Here is an 18,746-nt window from a genome sequence, read left to right on the forward strand (position 1 = left end):
ATGGCGCAATTCTACTCTGCAAAACGGCGCGTGACGACGCGTCAGATCATAACCGTTAAAGTCAATGACCTCGATTCATTTGGTCAGGGCGTAGCCCGTCATAACGGAAAGGCGCTGTTTATCCCCGGTTTATTGCCTGAGGAAAGCGCAGAAGTCATTATTACAGAAGATAAAAAGCAATTTGCCCGCGCACGCGTTTCGCGCCGTTTGAATGATAGCCCGGAACGAGAAACGCCGCGCTGCCCGCATTTTGGCGTCTGCGGCGGTTGTCAGCAACAGCATGTCAGCATCACCCTGCAACAACGCAGCAAAAGCGCGGCGCTGGCGCGTTTGATGAAACACGAGGTGAATGACATCATCGCCGGCGCGCCCTGGGGTTATCGGCGTCGTGCGCGGTTAAGTCTGAATTGCCCGCCGGATAAACCGCTGCAAATGGGATTTCGCAAAGCGGGTTCCAGCGATATCGTCAATGTCGAACAGTGCCCCGTTTTGGCGCCCCAGCTTGCAGCATTGCTGCCCCGAATCAGGGCGTGTCTGGCGAGTTTACACGGCACCCGACATCTTGGGCATGTTGAGCTGGTACAGGCGGGAAGCGGTACGCTGATGATTCTGCGCCATACCGCGCCATTAAGTGCGGCGGATAAAGAAAAACTGGAACGCTTTTCGCATTCTGAGGGATTGTCTCTGTTTCTGGCGCCGTTTAGCGAGATACTGGAAACGGTATCTGGCGAGGCGCCCTGGTATGATTCGCACGGCTTACGTTTAGCCTTCAGTCCGCGAGACTTTATTCAGGTTAATGAGGCGGTAAACCAGCAAATGGTCGCCCGCGCGCTGGAGTGGCTTGATGTGCGCGCCGAGGATCGTGTCCTGGATCTGTTCTGCGGAATGGGGAATTTTACGCTGCCGCTGGCAACGCGCGCGGCAAGCGTGGTAGGGGTTGAGGGCGTTCCGGCGCTGGTAGAAAAAGGCCGTGAAAACGCCATCCGCAATGGTTTACATAATGTGACATTCTTCCATGAGAACCTGGAGGAAGATGTCACGAAGCAGCCGTGGGCGAAAAACGGCTTTGACAAAGTCTTACTCGATCCTGCGCGTGCGGGGGCTACAGGAGTGATGCGACATATTATAAAATTAAAACCTATTCGCATTGTTTATGTATCCTGTAACCCGGCGACGCTGGCGCGCGATAGTGAAGCGCTGGTCAATGCGGGATATGAGGTTACGCGTTTAGCGATGCTCGACATGTTCCCGCACACAGGACATCTGGAATCAATGGTTCTGTTCGAGCGCATGTAATGATTACCGGCTTACCGACTTCGGTAGGCCTGGTCCCTTAAGGAGAGGACGATGGTCGCGGTAAGAAGTGCACATATTAATAAAGCTGGTGAATTTGATCCGAAGAAGTGGATCGCAAGCCTGGGAATTTCCAGCCAGCAGTCGTGTGAGCGCTTAGCCGAAACCTGGGCGTATTGCCTGCAACAGACACAAGGACATCCGGATGCGGATCTGTTGCTGTGGCGTGGCGTGGAGATGGTAGAAATTCTTTCCACGCTGAGTATGGATATCGACACGCTGCGGGCGGCGCTACTGTTCCCTCTGGCCGACGCCAACGTAGTCAGCGAAGATGTACTGCGCGAAAGCGTCGGCAAATCTATCGTTACCCTGATTCATGGCGTGCGCGATATGGCGGCGATCCGTCAGCTAAACGCCACTCATAACGACTCTGTTTCTTCGGAGCAGGTTGATAACGTCCGTCGAATGTTATTGGCGATGGTGGATGATTTCCGCTGCGTGGTGATCAAACTGGCCGAGCGAATCGCTCATTTGCGCGAAGTGAAAGAGGCGCCGGAAGATGAGCGCGTGCTGGCGGCGAAAGAATGTACCAACATCTATGCGCCGCTCGCTAATCGTCTGGGCATCGGACAACTGAAGTGGGAACTGGAAGACTACTGTTTCCGCTACCTGCATCCGGCGGAATACAAACGCATCGCCAAACTGCTGCATGAGCGCCGTCTCGATCGCGAACATTACATCGAAGAGTTTGTTGGACATCTGCGCGCCGAAATGAAAAACGAAGGCGTGCAGGCGGAAGTCTACGGACGACCAAAACATATTTATAGCATCTGGCGCAAAATGCAGAAAAAGCATCTGGCGTTTGATGAACTCTTTGACGTGCGCGCCGTGCGTATCGTCGCTGAACGTCTGCAGGACTGCTACGCCGCGTTGGGGATAGTGCATACGCATTATCGCCACCTGCCGGATGAATTCGATGATTATGTCGCTAACCCCAAACCGAACGGTTACCAGTCTATCCACACCGTGGTCCTGGGGCCGGGCGGTAAAACCGTTGAGATCCAGATCCGTACCAAACAGATGCATGAAGACGCCGAACTGGGCGTGGCGGCACACTGGAAGTATAAAGAAGGCGCCGCGTCCGGCGGCGTGCGCTCCGGTCATGAAGACAGAATTGCGTGGCTGCGTAAGCTGATCGCCTGGCAGGAAGAGATGGCCGATTCCGGCGAAATGCTGGATGAAGTGCGCAGCCAGGTGTTTGACGATCGGGTCTACGTTTTTACGCCAAAAGGCGACGTGGTTGACTTGCCTGCCGGATCTACGCCGCTCGATTTTGCTTACCACATCCACAGCGATGTCGGGCACCGCTGCATCGGCGCGAAAATCGGCGGCCGTATTGTGCCATTCACCTATCAGTTGCAGATGGGCGATCAGGTTGAAATTATCACTCAGAAGCAGCCGAATCCCAGCCGCGACTGGCTGAATCCAAACCTGGGCTATGTGACGACCAGCCGCGGACGCTCGAAAATTCACGCCTGGTTCCGTAAACAGGACCGTGACAAAAATATCCTGGCTGGACGGCAGATCCTCGACGATGAGCTGGCGCATTTGGGGATTAGCCTGAAAGAGGCCGAGAAACATCTGCTGCCGCGCTACAACTTTAATGAGCTGGAAGAGTTGCTGGCGGCGATAGGCGGCGGCGATATCCGTCTTAATCAGATGGTGAATTTCCTGCAATCGCAGTTCAATAAGCCGAGTGCAGAGGAGCAGGATGCAGCGGCGCTGAAACAGCTTCAACAAAAAACATACGCGCCGCAAAATCGTCGTAAAGACGACGGGCGCGTGGTGGTAGAAGGTGTGGGTAATTTGATGCACCACATCGCCCGCTGCTGCCAGCCGATTCCGGGGGATGAAATTGTCGGCTTCATTACTCAGGGGCGGGGGATTTCCGTGCACCGGGCCGACTGCGAACAGCTGGCGGAACTGCGCTCCCATGCGCCGGAGCGGATCGTAGAGGCGGTATGGGGCGAAAGCTACTCGGCGGGATATTCGCTGGTGGTGCGCGTCCAGGCCAACGATCGCAGCGGCTTGCTGCGCGATATCACCACTATTCTGGCTAACGAAAAAGTCAACGTGCTGGGCGTCGCCAGCCGCAGCGACATTAAACAGCAGATCGCCACCATTGATATGACCATCGAGATCTACAACCTGCAGGTGCTGGGCCGCGTGCTCGGTAAGCTGAACCAGGTGCCGGATGTGATTGATGCACGGCGGCTGCACGGGGGATAAATCCCAGAAAGTAATAATGTAGCGGCTTTGCTACTCGTTCAGCAAAGCCGCATTAGCAACCCCATAAGCATGAGATATGGGGTATGTTTTTGACGTACATTTCATTTCCGGTGTACTCTTATGTAAGATTTATACTTACAGTGGAGGCTGTTATGGCCAGAACAATGACCGTTGATCTTGGCGATGAACTGCGCGAGTTTATTGAATCGCTCATAGAATCAGGTGATTACAGAACACAAAGTGAAGTGATCAGAGAGTCTCTTCGTCTGCTGAGGGAAAAACAGGCCGAGTCACGACTTCAGGCGTTACGTGAACTTCTGGCTGAAGGTCTGAACAGCGGAGAGCCGCAGGCCTGGGAAAAGGATGCCTTTTTACGGAAGGTCAAAACAGGGATGATCAAACCCGATGAGAATGGTAAAATTAACGCCAAAGGCCAGTGAAGATCTGGAAAATATCTGGCATTATGGCTGGCAGCATTTTGGCGAAATACAGGCCGATCGATATATTAATCATCTATCAGATATTATTCGGGATGTAGGGAGATAATCGGGGGCTACGGCTTGATGTTTTATAAAGATATCTGGTAGCTATCTGCTTACCAGATATCTGGTATGGTTCCATGAAAATCGGTTTTGTTCAAATTTCTATTCGTATGGCAGTAATACGGTTACCGCACAATCGGTGTCAATGTTGACTCGTCCCCAGGTACCACGAAGTTCTACCATCTGTGAACGGGCACATTCAGTATTGTTTTGATCACAGGGAATAGCCTCAATCTGCATGTTTTTATCATCACATGCTATTGATACTGTTGCATTATCTATTATTTGTGCACAAATTGAATCTGATTCATAGACATCACAGGGCATATTTCCATGTCTTAAAAAAATATTTGCAATGAGCTCATTGGTTTTTGGTCCACTAAATTCTTTATTTATTGAGGTTACTTCTGAGTATTTATCAAAAGAAGCAGCTAAATTTTCAGGATCGATTGAAGCGATAATTTGTACGCTGTCACTATAAAATGACATTTTATCATTAATGGTGGTAATGCTGGTCCCAAAATTGGCGTCAATAATCGAAATTTCCGTTTTTATATTATGGTCTGTAAAGCCGTAATCTGTTATACTATAAGCGTCATAGGATACTTGATGTTTTTTGGTGTTGTAAGTTATTTCCCCATCAATATATTGCGATTGTGCGTAATCATATGAAGATGGTTCGATATGCAATTTTAAATCTTGTTTGATTATTGGTGCATCGTATAGTGGTGATATATTTAATTGTGTATCGATATTGCTGGTCCAGACACAATCAAGTGTGGAATTATCATGTGATGTACAGCGGGCCCGGCGGGTTTCAGTCATATTGGGAAGTGTGAAAGAAGTGCTGCCAATGATCATTCTTATACTGGAATCCATTGTTATCGTTGATTCAATATCGACCCATAGCCCAGGGGCGCACGTTACCTGGCTGCCACGTAGTTTTCCACCAGTACATAACATCTCAATATTCTCTGGTAATAATGATGTTCTAACCCGTAGGTCACTATTTAAATCAGCTGTACCTGCCCCTCTGCCTGCCATATTATTCAATTCGGCATTGATCTTAACGTATCCAGATCCAAATGTATTGTTGGTGAAGCACATAAATAGAATAAATGAAATTATGATTCTTTTGCTTATGGTCATCATTTTTCCTGTGTTTATTCGTAGGGTATCAAAACGGTGATTGCACAAGTTGTATCAATGCTGACTTTCCCCCAGGTACCATTTATCGTACCTACTTTGCCGTTCAGGCAATGTGTTGTGTCTGAAGCATTACAAGTGCTGCTAAAGGCAAGCTGCGCATTCAGATCGTGACATACAAGAGCAACCGACGTCTTATTAAGACTGTAGTTACACAAGGATGTATCGTCGCATGGCGTATTGCCATGGTAGAGATATACAGAGGCTAGCTCGACATTATTTTTTGCGCCAGTCATGGCGACTTCTGTACTGTGCACTATCGTATTTTCAGAAAATGAAGCATCTAATATTTCTGGAGGCAAATAACGATGTAGGGTGGACGCTGGAGAGCCATTAAGTACAAGTGATCCGTTCCATATACCGAAATCACCCTCGGTATCTTCTGTCACTGTTACAGTCCATTTGAATTTCAGATTCTCAATGCCCGATGTTTCCGGTTCATAACTAGCGTAACTGCTTACCGATTCATCAATAATAATATGGCCGGAAAGGGATGAATATTGATTAGTGTCATTATTTCCTCCTCCGGGTATTACCGAAACTGTAAGATTTTGCTGGTTAATTGTTATTCCATTCTGTTTGGTAAGTAAGGTGAGGGGAAGTGAAAATGATTTATCCCATACACAAATTGCGCTGTTAGTTGCCTGATTACCCGTACAGTCGGCATGTGCCGTCGCTTTTACCGCTTCACCAGTAAAACTATAAGTGATACCGTTATCGACAGCGGTTGTATTGATGAAAGAAGTTGATGGATCAAACTCAAGGGTGGATTCAAGTCCATAGGGAATTGTACCTTGAGTAGTACAACCACCCCCATCGCCTCCACCTGACTTAGTGCACGATGAAAGGATATGAATGTTTGTTGGTAATGGGGTATGGATGGTATCGAGTGTAGGATCGCCAGTCAGTGCACCAAGGCTATCAAACTGTGAAATAATTTGAGAATTATATTCTATATCCGTTCTTACTTCAGCGCATTGTAGCGCAATACACCAAAAACCAGATATTATTACCAGTATTAGCTGTAATAAAATTCGCTGCATTTCATATCCTTATAATTTTACCTATAGCTTACTGATATTCAAAGCTCACGGTAGCAGTACCCTTAAATTCCCCCGGCATAACATCTTCACCAGCGTATTTTTGCAGCCTGGCCTGCAAGTTGATGGTGGTAATCCCTTCCTTCAGCACAAAAGCTGTACCCTCTGTTGCATTGATACTCACTGGTTGCTGTGCAGCCGTTTCCACGCCAATCGCAAAACCACTGGCTTCCGACGAGGGCTCCAGCGCCAGCAGTCCGGGCAGAGTACTGTCTTCAACGCCCTGAAAGGTCACCAGCACGCCGTTGGCTAGCGCTGTTTTGCAATCCTGGAGGCTAAGTGTGAATGGAACAGGAGTCGTTTGCCCGCTGGCGTCGAAATTGTCACTGCCAATAGTATGAAAATCCACCGTTGCCATCGTGTCATTATCCACTACCAGGTTACAGGCGCCGGCAACCAACTTACCGCTGTAGTGCACATTAGGCGTGGCGGCAGGTAGCGTATTGCAAACCGCCCATAACATTACGCCTCCGATCAAATGCCCGGCAGTTTGAAAAATACGGTTCATTGGTAATCCACCTGTAACGTGGCAAAAGCCTCAAAATCGCCTTCGGCAGGCTCTTTACCTGGCTGTTTTACCGGCACGGCTTTTAGTGTGGGAAGCGATGACTCATCGATGGTTAGCGACGTGCCGGGAGGAAACACCGTGCCGTTCTGCTGAAGTTCAATGCCCAGCTCAGGGACATTGGTGGTTAAGGCATTTGCGGAGTAAGGCGTCGCCGTGCCCAGATAGCTCAACGTAAAAGTTAATGCGTCATCGCGAAAGCTGCTGTCGCAGGTAAGGGTCCACGGGATCTCGGTCAGGTAATTGACGCCGTCAATATTATCAATAATCACGCTACCAAAACTGACCTCCAGCGTTTCACCATTATTGATAGTACAGGCGGGCGGGTTTATCAGTTTGCCGTGAAAGGTCAAATTGTCGGCGCAGGCAAACTGGGTGATTAAAAGCGTCAGGATAAGCACCCTTTTCACTATGAATCTCTCCATCACTGGTAATCCACGACTAACGTCGCACTGGCGTTAAAATCGCCACCCGCTAACTGCGTGGTGGGCTCTTTAACCGGTACGGCTTCCAGCTCCGGCCCATTGCTGCCGCTCAGGGTGAAGTTCAGCCAATCCGTTATGCCAACCGGAACCAGTTGCTTATTGCCCGCCTGCTGAATACGGATGCCTAACCCCTGCACCGAAGTTTGCAGAACCTGCTCCCCGCTGATGGTGGTAGTGGTCCCCTGAATTTGTAGCTTTAGATAGTCGCTCGCTCTGCCATCGCAGTTCAGGCTGTAGCCCACAGGTTTCGTTTGAGAAGCATCGCCAACTTTGGTGGTCAGGACATCGCCAAACTCTACGGAAGCGCCGCCTACCGTACAGGGCGGTGGTTGAGTGACGACCAGATGTAGCTCCAGTTGCACGGTTTTTGTGCCAGCAGCCTCGGTGCCGGCAACGAATCCACCGCACAGCAGCACCAGCATTTTCCAGCGAGTCAACATCGTCATAGATCTCTTTCGCACAGGATTACTTATTCGCTTTCTTCTCAGCGTCACGGGTTTTCTCCTCATTGACCTTGCAGGTATTCCCTGAGCAGGTGAAAACCAGCAGGCGATGGCCGCCGTAATCATCGACGTAGCCCACCACCGGCGAACTGCCGAGCGAGGCACCTTTGATGGGAGAGGTCACTTTTTCACGCGGGGCAATCAGCAGGTTTTTAAAGCCGGAGGCGGTTTCGTTCTCTTTGCTACCGGCATTGCTGATTACGAGGTAAAACGGTGTGGGGTTGTCGAAGATCACACCATCGCCCTGGTAGGTCAGCGTGAGCTTCATCTGCCACGGGTGCGTCTTATCCACCTGCCGGGCGACGGCTACCGGGCGGTAGAAAAACTTAATACGCGTTTGCAGCGCCAGCTGGAGCGTATTAGGCTTATCGCTTTTCGGCGGAATTTCCCGCACGTTGAAATAAAACAGACTTTCCCGGTCCTGCGGTAGGCTAGCCGCGGCTGGTAACGGCTGGACTTTAACCTGCCCGTCGGATTTTGGCTCAATACGCTGCAGCGGCGGCAGGGCGGTAAAATAGCGGGTATCTTTGGCGAACTTATCGTCTTCCAGCCACGCCTGTGCGAGATAGGGCAGAGTGGCGTTGCCGTTTTTCAGCGTGACGGTGATTGAATTTTCATTGCCGTTAAAAATAACGCGGGTACGATCCGGCACAATCGCGCTGTGCGATACCAGCGGCGCAGCCAGTAATACCGAAGCGATAAGCGCCTGGCGCTTAAAATGGTTGGTCTTGTTCATTACAGGTTCCCTTTATTCCATATCCTTGCGATTCACCGCATGGTTGTCAGCCAGCGGTATGGGCGGGGTTTGAGTGGTTGTCGCCACCGGCGCGGCCGGTTGGCCATCGGTTTGCGTATGTTCCTGGATTAGCGGTTGCGCAGGCAGCGGAGAACTTTTCTGCGGTGCGGTGGGGGGCTGACCTTCCAGCATTTTGCACGGCAGCAATAGCGCGTTGGCCAATAGCTCCGGTGTAAACGTGGGCGGGAGTGATGCTTCACACTGCGCCGCGCCATCCCAGAAGACTTTCAATGTTTCCCCGGCTTTTACGCCCGCCAGCCAGGCGTTGCCGTCATCGGCCACCAGGCCCAACTGCTGCTGGCGTTCGTTTTTCACTTCGGCGCCGAACGGTGGGAAGTCGCCGTCTGCCAGCCGGAAAACCGCCATCATTTTCTCGCCGCTGACCACGTCAAAGTGACGGTAGCCGATGGCGCCTTCGGTGAGCGTGATCTGCACAACCGACTTAGTAGCTTCCGCCTTCTCCGGCAATTTGTTCAGATCGATACGCGCCAGGCTGCGCGAATAGCTTCCGACATCCGCAATCACGGCCTTGCCGAAAATGTTGGTTGAGGTTGGCGAGCCGCTACCGCTAACGGGGACGTCCGCAATACCGTCGGTATCAACCAGCAAACGTGTGCTGCCCGCTAAACTTCCCCGGTGTAGCGCGCCGCCCTGGGTGGTCAGCGTCATGCCGCCGCGCAGCGACATGCCCAGTGAACGGTACGATCCTTCTTCATAATCCGCGCTTAGATCGATGTCCGTCAGCGCGCCCTGATGGCTGTAATAACCGTCTGCCTGCGCGCCTTGTTCATCCTGCCCGACGTGAAGCTGCCAGTTATCGCCGTTCTGGCTGTGGCCGGAATAGCCGAGCTGATTACGGTGTTGACTACCGTTAAACGTACCGTTGTAGCTGATGGAATCATTGCCCCAGGGAACAGACAGCGAGATATAGACGCCATCATCTTTATCACCGTTATATTCGCTGCGATAGCCGTTCAGCGACGCACTGAGATTTTTTATCGACCCTAAGTCGAAGTACCAGGAAAGAGACAGGTTATAGTTACTCTGATCCGGGCTGTCCCAGAAGGTACTGCGTGAGTAGCTGAAATAGGCGCTCATGCCCTGTTCACGGAAGTTCTGGTTATAGGTGACCGTATAGCGTTCTTTTTCGTGACCGGCATTGAGATGATGATAGGTTTTCGCATCCAGATAGTCGCTCATGCTCATAAAGTTCTTTTCTGAGAAGCGGTATCCGGCAAAGGTTAGTCGGCTGTCGATTTCATCAAAGTCACGGGAGTAGCTGATGCGATATGAGTTACCCTGCAGCGTTTCGCCGTCAAACCCGTCGTCTTGCGGCATGTGGGCGATGGAGTGCGTAATGTCGACCGCCACCGCGCCCACCACGCCAAGATCCTTACCGCTTCCCAACGCCACGGCCTGATAGCTGCTTTCTCCAATTGCGCCGCCATATAGCGACCAGCCGTTGGTGACCCCCCACGAAGCTTCCGCCGAGGCGAATGTGCCGGTAATGGGGTGATGATCCCAGTCCTGCGGGCGGCCCAGCGCCATCTTGTAGCGCACCATGCCGGGGCGCGTCAGGAAGGGAACCGATGCGGTGTTAACGTCAAACTCCTGGGTCTGACCGTTCTGCTCTTCCACGGTGACGTGCAACGTACCGGAAACGGACTGGTTGAGATCCTGAATACGGAACGGTCCTGCGGGCACCTGCGTTTCATACAGTACGCGCCCCTGCCAGGAGACTTTGACTTTTGCGTTAGAACGCGCAATGCCCACGATCTCCGGCGCATAGCCGCGCAGTTTCGGCGGCAGCATCTGATCGTCAGAAACGACGCTGGCACCGATATAGTTAAAGCTGTCGAAAACATCGGACTGGAGATAGCTTTCGCCCAGCGTAAGTTTGGCCCCGAGCGTCGGTAGTGCGCGATAGGCGTAGTAGCGGCTCCAGCTCTGATCGTGGAGGGTGGAAGTGTTCTCGTCATCGTCACGATGGTCGTAGCTGGCCTGCCAGTCGGCCCGCAGTCGCCATGCGCCCAGGTTCGCGCCTAACGTCCCGTTGCCGCTGATGCTTTGCTCTTCGCTGCCGCTTTCTTGATCGTGGCGGAGCTGATTATTAATGTTGTAATCCAGAATGATGCCGGGAATACCATTATCCCAGCGGGCGGGTGGGTCCCAGTCGACATCGCTGTATTCCATATACGCCTGGGGTAAATTCACCAGCAGCGTGGAGTGTCCCAGGTCGGCCTGAAAATCCATGCCTTTCAGTGAATCTGGCGCCAGACATTGTCGTTCACCGTGCGTTATCCAGACGAGTTTTTCCGCGAGTTCCGGCTTTATACCCAATTGCGTAACTAATTCTGGTTCTGCGCAAACCTCACTTCCTTGTGGGTCATGTTCTGGAATAACCCAGTTAACAGGAAATTCCTGCGGCAGAGTCTGTCCGTTAATTTTAATTTGTAAAAGGTAGACGCCTGGCAGAATAAAACCCTTACGAGAAAACTGTGCAATGTTAACGTTATCGCGATTTTTTACATCGAGGAAATCGGTATTAAATTCGATGTCTTTGCCTGACGCGCTATAAGGGGAGGCGCTTAGAAGCATTCCCACTCCGCACGCTATTGGGCAAAGAACACTTTTCCATGTGTTATTCATCAAATATATTCCGCAATAAAACTCAACAGGAATACCCTACCTAAAGCGGCAGGGTATTATCGTCGTGACTCTGTTAACTGAATTACAGGTAAGAGATAGTGACGTTGGCGGCGCTGCTGAATTCACCTGTGCCTACGGTGCCGGTTGCTGCGCCAACCAGCCAGGCGGTGAAATTCAGGCTTTGCTTCTCATCAAGAATGGTATCTCCGTCCAGGTCCGCAATGGCCTGTGTATAGGTATCGCCCAGTTTGATATTGTTTTTGCCAGCATCGCCGATTGCCAGGCTTACGTTGCTAATAGCGCCAGTGCCGTCAGTCTTCATCAGCGCGAGATTATCCGTGGCGCCTGTAGCCGCTGTGGTTCCACTACCTGTAGTGAATACCACATTCATATTTTTCTCGGTAGCCCAGGTACAACCCTCAAGATCGATATGAAAGGTACGGGCATTGTTGATGGTCGTTTTACCATTACTCAGCGTGCCATTACCGATACTTGAACCCATATTGACTGTTTGATCTTCCGTATCCAATGTGACGGAGCAGGGGGAGTCAACAATATTACCAAGGAAAGTGACCTTCGCTGTGTTGCTACCCGCGGCTTGAGCGCCGGAGACAATTCCCATAACTAAAGATGCAGTTACTGCCAGTTTACAAAAATGAGATGACTTCATCGTGTTATCCTTAATTAACGTGTTTTATGGCAGCATTTTGTACGCGTATACCAAGGGATATGCGGCATAGAGCCATGCTGCGGGCTTTGGGTAAAAAATAGGTCATAATAAAAATATTATATTTCTACATTTTTATGAGTATATTCTTATGAGCTGAATGATCGTACCTGCTCATAGAATATTATATGTAATACTTTCAATATATTTATTTCATGTATGTTCCAGAAAAAACAAAAAAAGCGGTCTTTTTTGAATATTAAACTGGCGTGCATGCTACTCGTTTTTCCGTAAAAGTGAAATAATTTATTTTTTTTGAAAGGGAAGGCTCTTTGGGTGGGGTGCTTATAGTGTTTGCATGATTTTTTTACTTAATTGATGTTATTTATAATGTCTGGTGCAAATATCTGTTTTTTTAATAAATTAGTTATATGATTATTATATTGTTGTGTATCGATTAATAATTTTAAAGTTATACGGGAAAGGTAGCATTCAACACCTGTTAACAATATATTTTATTATATAGGCGTTGCCGTAGTGTCTCTGTGCGTGAATGGTTAAGAATAATACGTTACAATTGTCGCTGGTATTTACAACCGATTAAAAACCATGACAACTAACCATCAAATTGACCGTCTTCTCACCCTCATGCAGCGCCTGCGTGACCCGGAAAACGGCTGCCCGTGGGATAAAGAGCAGACCTTCGCCAGCATCGCGCCTTATACGCTGGAAGAAACCTATGAAGTACTGGATGCGATTGCGCGTGAGGATTTTGACGATTTGCGCGGCGAACTGGGCGACCTGTTGTTCCAGGTGGTGTTTTACGCGCAGATGGCGCAGGAAGAAGGCCGCTTCGATTTTAATGATATCTGCGCTGCCATCAGCGACAAGCTGGAGCGCCGCCATCCGCATGTTTTTGGCGAGCTTTCCGCTGATAATAGCGAAGAAGTCTTAGCTCGCTGGGAGCAAATCAAAACGGAAGAGCGCGCGCAAAAAGCGCAGCATTCCGCGCTGGACGATATTCCGCGCAGTTTACCGGCCTTAATGCGCGCGCAAAAAATCCAGAAACGGTGTTCAAACGTGGGCTTTGACTGGACGACGCTGGGACCGGTCGTCGATAAGGTCTATGAAGAGATCGATGAGGTGATGTTCGAGGCGCGGCAGGCGGTTGTTGATCAGGCTAAACTGGAAGAGGAAATGGGCGATTTGCTCTTTGCCACGGTCAACATGGCGCGTCATTTAGGTACGAAAGCGGAGCTCGCTTTGCAAAAAGCGAACGATAAATTTGAACGTCGTTTTCGCGAAGTTGAACGTATTGTCGCAGCCAGAGGCCTGGAAATGACCGGGGTGGACCTGGAAACAATGGAAGAAGTTTGGCAGGAAGTAAAACGCCAGGAAATTGATCTCTAAAGGTTTTAGGCGGTCAAGAGCGATTTGTGTGATTTTTTAAATAACAAGCGCTTGATTTACGTCAAAAACATTTACCTCAAAGGGGCTATTTTCTCCCTCCCTGTGTGAATGTCAGCCTGACGAAGAGGAGGAATAATGAAAGTTTGTGGCGTAGGTCATGTTCGGGTATACTGCTTTCCCGTCCTGGTTATTCCATCGTCTTTTAAACCTAACTTCTCAGGTTCCGCATGACAACGAACTATATTTTTGTGACCGGCGGGGTCGTATCCTCTCTGGGTAAAGGCATTGCCGCAGCCTCCCTCGCAGCCATTCTGGAAGCCCGTGGTCTCAACGTGACCATCATGAAACTGGATCCGTACATCAACGTCGATCCGGGTACTATGAGCCCAATCCAACACGGGGAAGTGTTCGTTACTGAAGACGGCGCTGAAACCGACCTGGACCTGGGGCACTACGAGCGTTTCATCCGCACCAAGATGTCTCGCCGCAACAACTTCACGACTGGCCGCATCTACTCCGACGTTCTGCGTAAAGAACGCCGTGGCGACTATCTGGGCGCAACCGTACAGGTAATCCCTCACATCACTAACGCGATTAAAGAGCGCGTGCTGGAAGGTGGCGAAGGCCACGATGTGGTACTGGTGGAAATCGGCGGTACCGTCGGTGATATCGAATCGCTGCCGTTTCTTGAGGCGATTCGTCAATTGGCGGTAGATATCGGTCGTGAACACGCGCTGTTTATGCACCTGACGCTGGTACCTTACCTGGCGGCTGCGGGCGAAGTGAAAACTAAACCGACTCAGCACTCCGTGAAAGAGCTGCTGTCTATCGGTATTCAGCCCGATATTCTGATTTGTCGTTCCGATCGCGCGGTTCCTGCCAACGAGCGTGCAAAAATTGCATTGTTCTGTAATGTGCCGGAAAAAGCCGTTATTTCAATGAAAGATGTCGATTCCATTTATAAAATTCCGGGCCTGTTGAAATCTCAGGGGCTTGATGATTATATTTGTAAACGATTCAGCTTGAACTGTCCGGAAGCTAACCTGTCTGAATGGGAACAGGTCATTTACGAAGAAGCGAACCCGGCAGGCGAAGTGACTATCGGCATGGTCGGCAAATATATTGAACTGCCGGATGCCTATAAGTCAGTGATCGAAGCGCTGAAACACGGTGGTCTGAAAAACCGCGTTACCGTCAACATCAAATTGATCGATTCGCAAGATGTTGAAACGCGCGGCGTCGAAATTCTGAAAGATTTGGACGCTATCCTGATCCCCGGTGGCTTCGGCTATCGTGGCGTTGAAGGTAAAATCGCCACTGCGCGCTATGCGCGTGAAAACAATATTCCTTATCTGGGCATTTGCCTGGGGATGCAGGTTGCGTTGATTGAGTTCGCTCGTAACGTGGCCGGCATGGACAACGCCAACTCAACGGAATTTGTGCCAGACTGTAAGTACCCGGTTGTGGCGTTAATTACCGAGTGGCGCGATGAAGACGGTAACGTTGAAGTCCGTAGCGAGAAAAGCGATCTGGGCGGCACCATGCGCCTGGGCGCGCAGCAGTGCCAGCTTAGCGATGACAGTCTGGTACGTCAGTTGTACGGCGCGTCGACGATTGTTGAACGTCATCGCCATCGTTACGAAGTCAACAATATGTTGTTGAAACAAATTGAAGCAGCGGGTCTGCGTGTCGCAGGCCGTTCCGGTGATGATCAGTTAGTCGAGATCATTGAGGTACCGAATCATCCGTGGTTCGTGGCCTGTCAGTTCCATCCGGAATTTACTTCCACGCCGCGTGATGGACATCCGTTGTTCGCCGGCTTTGTTAAAGCCGCCAACGAGCATCAGAAACGTCAGGCGAAGTAAAAAAGTTAGAACGGCGGTGCACCCTCAGCGGTGCACCGTTTGTCTGAAGTTTTAGTTTAACTAGTGACTTGAGGAAAACCTAATGTCCAAAATCGTTAAAGTCATCGGTCGTGAAATCATCGACTCCCGTGGTAACCCGACTGTTGAAGCTGAAGTACACCTGGAAGGTGGTTTCGTAGGTATGGCGGCGGCTCCGTCAGGTGCTTCTACTGGTTCCCGCGAAGCGCTGGAACTGCGCGATGGCGACAAATCCCGTTTCCTGGGTAAAGGCGTAACCAAAGCTGTTGGCGCGGTTAACGGCCCGATTGCTCAGGCTATTCTTGGCAAAGACGCTAAAGACCAGGCTGGCATCGACAAAATCATGATCGACCTGGACGGTACTGAAAACAAATCTAACTTCGGTGCAAACGCCATTCTGGCTGTCTCTCTGGCTAACGCCAAAGCTGCTGCTGCCGCTAAAGGTATGCCGCTGTACGAGCACATTGCTGAACTGAACGGCACTCCGGGCAAATACTCCATGCCGGTTCCGATGATGAACATCATCAACGGCGGCGAGCACGCTGACAACAACGTCGACATCCAGGAATTCATGATCCAGCCGGTTGGCGCGAAAACGGTTAAAGAAGCCATCCGTATGGGTTCTGAAGTTTTCCATCACCTGGCAAAAGTGCTGAAAGGCAAAGGCATGAACACCGCTGTGGGTGACGAAGGCGGCTATGCGCCGAACCTAGGCTCCAACGCGGAAGCACTGGCTGTTATCGCTGAAGCGGTTAAAGCGGCTGGTTACGAGCTGGGTAAAGACATCACCCTGGCGATGGACTGCGCAGCATCTGAATTCTACAAAGACGGTAAATACGTTCTGGCTGGCGAAGGCAACAAAGCGTTCACCTCCGAAGAATTCACCCACTTCCTGGAAGAACTGACCAAACAGTACCCGATCGTTTCCATCGAAGATGGTCTGGACGAGTCTGACTGGGACGGTTTTGCATACCAGACCAAAGTACTGGGCGACAAAATCCAGCTGGTTGGTGACGACCTGTTCGTAACCAACACCAAAATCCTGAAAGAAGGCATCGAGAAAGGCATCGCTAACTCCATCCTGATCAAATTCAACCAGATCGGTTCTCTGACCGAAACTCTGGCTGCAATCAAGATGGCGAAAGACGCTGGCTACACTGCTGTCATCTCTCACCGTTCTGGCGAAACTGAAGACGCTACCATCGCTGACCTGGCTGTTGGTACCGCTGCAGGCCAGATCAAAACCGGTTCTATGAGCCGTTCTGACCGTGTTGCTAAATACAACCAGCTGATTCGTATCGAAGAAGCTCTGGGCGAAAAAGCACCGTACAACGGTCGTAAAGAGATCAAAGGCCAGGCGTAATCCTGCTTTTACCTCTTAACGTATAAACCCGCTTCGGCGGGTTTTTTTGTATCGGTTCAATAGCGCAGCCGCTGCGCATGACCGGGCAGACGAAATCTGCAATAATTAACGATTATCCCCTTAACAGAGAACGCTATGCAGTACCCGATTAACGAGATGTTCCAGACTCTACAAGGCGAGGGTTATTTTACCGGCGTCCCCGCTATTTTTATTCGTTTACAGGGATGTCCGGTCGGCTGTGCCTGGTGTGATACTAAGCATACCTGGGATAAACTGAGCGATCGGGAAGTGTCTCTGTTCAGCATTCTGGCAAAAACCAAAGAGAGCGACAAATGGGGGGCTGCGAGCAGTGAAGACTTGCTGGCAGTAATTAACCGTCAGGGCTATACCGCGCGTCACGTTGTCATCACCGGTGGCGAACCCTGTATTCACGACCTCATGCCGCTCACCGATCTGCTTGAAAAGAGTGGTTTTAGTTGCCAGATTGAAACTAGCGGGACGCATGAAGTGCGCTGTACGCCTAACACCTGGGTCACGGTTTCACCAAAAGTGAATATGCGCGGGGGATATGACGTGCTTTCCCAGGCGCTGGAGCGCGCCAATGAAATCAAGCATCCCGTTGGGCGAGTTCGTGATATTGAGGCGCTGGATGAACTGTTAGCCACGTTGAGCGATGATAAACCGCGCGTGATTGCTTTGCAGCCCATTAGCCAGAAAGAAGACGCGACGCGTCTGTGTATTGAAACGTGTATTGCACGTAACTGGCGGCTGTCTATGCAAACGCATAAATATTTAAATATCGCCTGATGCATTACTAATCTTACAGACGGCCTGCCGATGCCGTCTGTGACTCATCCATTACCTTGCATTGTTTATTTTCTCTATGTGAATTTCGATGAGTGTATAAAAGCGCTGATAAATTTTTCCATAGCGATGCACGGATCACGCTATTTTGGTAAATTTAAAGAAAAAATCATTCTATGAACTTTTTTGCATCAAAATCAGAAAATTAGCTGTTCTTTAATAATTTAAATTGTTGCGATTATGTTGGTAGAATGTGGTACTGATAAAAAGTAGTTTATAAACAATGATATACGTTTAGTGTGTTCCCCGCGCCAGCGGGGATAAACCGCAAACAGGAGAGCGAGCCAGCACGGAAGATGGGTGTTCCCCGCGCCAGCGGGGATAAACCGATTAATCCCTATAAAAAACCGCCTCTCGGCGGCGTGTTCCCCGCGCCAGCGGGGATAAACCGGATACGGTCGCGACCCGCAATGAAACGGCGCTGTGTTCCCCGCGCCAGCGGGGATAAACCGTCATACGATTTCATTTCCGTACTCACGGCAATGTGTTCCCCGCGCCAGCGGGGATAAACCGAAAGACGACAAAGTTGCGGCCAGCCTTGCGGAGTGTTCCCCGCGCCAGCGGGGATAAACCGCTACGCCACCCCGGACGCGCCACTGAGGTTAGGTGTTCCCCGCGCCAGCGGGGATAAACCGATTTTTCCCCATAAAAAAGCCCCGCATTAGCGGTGTTCCCCGCGCCAGCGGGGATAAACCGCGCGAGTACAGGCGCTGGCGTAACGAATCCTAGTGTTCCCCGCGCCAGCGGGGATAAACCGATTTCCCTCACATGAACCTTGAACAGCTTATTGTGTTCCCCGCGCCAGCGGGGATAAACCGAGAGTCAGCTACCTGATGAACCTAACCGCGTGGTGTTCCCCGCGCCAGCGGGGATAAACCGAACCAAAACAGACGCGGGGCCATTCGCTACACGTGTTCCCCGCGCCAGCGGGGATAAACCTGTGCTGTCCCTTTGAGATAAGTTCTGATACGCGTGTTCCCCGCGCCAGCGGGGATAAACCGGATACGGCAAATTCATTTGGGTTGAGCGTGTGGTGTTCCCCGCGCCAGCGGGGATAAACCGATTATTTCAGGGTGCGCAGTTAAAAGAGAACCGTGTTCCCCGCGCCAGCGGGGATAAACCGATCCGCGC

Annotated in this window: 15 protein-coding genes, 1 pseudogene and 1 CRISPR repeat array (1 of these 17 only partly in view); of the genes and pseudogenes, 8 read left to right on the forward strand and 8 right to left on the reverse strand. The window is 50.7% G+C overall.

Annotated elements, in window-relative coordinates; all coding sequences use genetic code 11:
- From rlmD to QEN32_RS04565, 4 genes and pseudogenes are all read left to right on the forward strand, one after another.
- Positions 1-1,296 (forward strand): 23S rRNA (uracil(1939)-C(5))-methyltransferase RlmD, encoded by a 1,296-nt coding sequence (gene rlmD, locus QEN32_RS04550; protein ID WP_000046861.1) that lies wholly within the window; start codon positions 1-3, stop codon positions 1,294-1,296.
- Positions 1,297-1,347: 51 nt separating this feature from the next.
- The gene (gene relA, locus QEN32_RS04555; protein WP_000226841.1) at positions 1,348-3,582 is read left to right on the forward strand and encodes a GTP diphosphokinase; all 2,235 of its coding nucleotides are present in this window, start codon (positions 1,348-1,350) and stop codon (positions 3,580-3,582) included.
- A gap of 83 nt (positions 3,583-3,665) precedes the next feature.
- Positions 3,666-4,022: a type II toxin-antitoxin system ParD family antitoxin gene (locus QEN32_RS04560; protein ID WP_000480218.1), complete on the forward strand. Its 357-nt coding sequence runs from the start codon at positions 3,666-3,668 to the stop codon at positions 4,020-4,022.
- Positions 3,988-4,107: pseudogene (locus QEN32_RS04565) on the forward strand (type II toxin-antitoxin system RelE/ParE family toxin); the annotation flags it as partial. The gene QEN32_RS04560 and the pseudogene QEN32_RS04565, both read left to right, overlap by 35 nt.
- A 119-nt stretch (positions 4,108-4,226) precedes the next feature.
- Here the strand turns inward: QEN32_RS04565 and QEN32_RS04570 are convergent.
- From QEN32_RS04570 to QEN32_RS04605, 8 genes are all read right to left on the reverse strand, one after another.
- Positions 4,227-5,276, reverse strand: a complete 1,050-nt coding sequence (locus QEN32_RS04570; RefSeq protein ID WP_072276138.1) for a hypothetical protein — start codon at positions 5,274-5,276, stop codon at positions 4,227-4,229.
- Positions 5,277-5,287: 11 nt separating this feature from the next.
- Positions 5,288-6,373, reverse strand: a complete 1,086-nt coding sequence (locus tag QEN32_RS04575) for a hypothetical protein (protein ID WP_001188945.1) — start codon at positions 6,371-6,373, stop codon at positions 5,288-5,290.
- Positions 6,374-6,401: 28 nt separating this feature from the next.
- Positions 6,402-6,938 carry a fimbrial protein gene (locus tag QEN32_RS04580; RefSeq protein WP_023138788.1) on the reverse strand — a complete coding sequence of 179 codons (537 nt, stop codon included), beginning with the start codon at positions 6,936-6,938 and terminating at the stop codon, positions 6,402-6,404.
- Positions 6,935-7,405 carry a fimbrial protein gene (locus QEN32_RS04585; RefSeq protein WP_000832396.1) on the reverse strand — a complete coding sequence of 157 codons (471 nt, stop codon included), beginning with the start codon at positions 7,403-7,405 and terminating at the stop codon, positions 6,935-6,937. Before QEN32_RS04585 ends, QEN32_RS04580 begins: the two co-directional genes overlap by 4 nt.
- Before the next feature lie 14 nt (positions 7,406-7,419).
- Complete coding sequence (locus QEN32_RS04590; RefSeq protein ID WP_000178267.1) at positions 7,420-7,926, reverse strand: fimbrial protein; 507 nt, start codon at positions 7,924-7,926, stop codon at positions 7,420-7,422.
- Positions 7,927-7,945: 19 nt separating this feature from the next.
- Positions 7,946-8,719, reverse strand: coding sequence for a fimbria/pilus periplasmic chaperone (locus QEN32_RS04595; RefSeq protein ID WP_047606534.1), 774 nt, complete (start codon positions 8,717-8,719; stop codon positions 7,946-7,948).
- 12 nt (positions 8,720-8,731) lie between these two features.
- Positions 8,732-11,377: a fimbrial biogenesis outer membrane usher protein gene (locus QEN32_RS04600; protein ID WP_280144440.1), complete on the reverse strand. Its 2,646-nt coding sequence runs from the start codon at positions 11,375-11,377 to the stop codon at positions 8,732-8,734.
- Between the two features lie 133 nt (positions 11,378-11,510).
- Positions 11,511-12,098, reverse strand: a complete 588-nt coding sequence (locus tag QEN32_RS04605) for a fimbrial protein (protein ID WP_000842512.1) — start codon at positions 12,096-12,098, stop codon at positions 11,511-11,513.
- A gap of 606 nt (positions 12,099-12,704) precedes the next feature.
- Here QEN32_RS04605 and mazG point away from each other — a divergent pair.
- The 4 genes from mazG (at position 12,705) to queE (ending at position 17,558) form a co-directional block, all read left to right on the forward strand.
- Positions 12,705-13,505, forward strand: coding sequence for a nucleoside triphosphate pyrophosphohydrolase (mazG, locus tag QEN32_RS04610; protein ID WP_000210454.1), 801 nt, complete (start codon positions 12,705-12,707; stop codon positions 13,503-13,505).
- 227 nt (positions 13,506-13,732) lie between these two features.
- Positions 13,733-15,370, forward strand: a complete 1,638-nt coding sequence (gene pyrG, locus QEN32_RS04615; protein ID WP_000210863.1) for a CTP synthase (glutamine hydrolyzing) — start codon at positions 13,733-13,735, stop codon at positions 15,368-15,370.
- 82 nt (positions 15,371-15,452) lie between these two features.
- Positions 15,453-16,751, forward strand: coding sequence for a phosphopyruvate hydratase (gene eno / locus QEN32_RS04620; RefSeq protein ID WP_000036734.1), 1,299 nt, complete (start codon positions 15,453-15,455; stop codon positions 16,749-16,751).
- A gap of 135 nt (positions 16,752-16,886) precedes the next feature.
- The gene (queE, locus tag QEN32_RS04625) at positions 16,887-17,558 is read left to right on the forward strand and encodes a 7-carboxy-7-deazaguanine synthase QueE (RefSeq protein WP_001199961.1); all 672 of its coding nucleotides are present in this window, start codon (positions 16,887-16,889) and stop codon (positions 17,556-17,558) included.
- A gap of 296 nt (positions 17,559-17,854) precedes the next feature.
- A CRISPR array of direct repeats spans positions 17,855-18,746; the repeat unit is 29 nt; unit sequence GTGTTCCCCGCGCCAGCGGGGATAAACCG (it continues 1,090 nt past the right edge of the window).

This window comes from Salmonella sp. SA14318, assembly GCF_029866905.1.
GTDB classification, from domain to species: Bacteria; Pseudomonadota; Gammaproteobacteria; order Enterobacterales; family Enterobacteriaceae; genus Salmonella; species Salmonella enterica.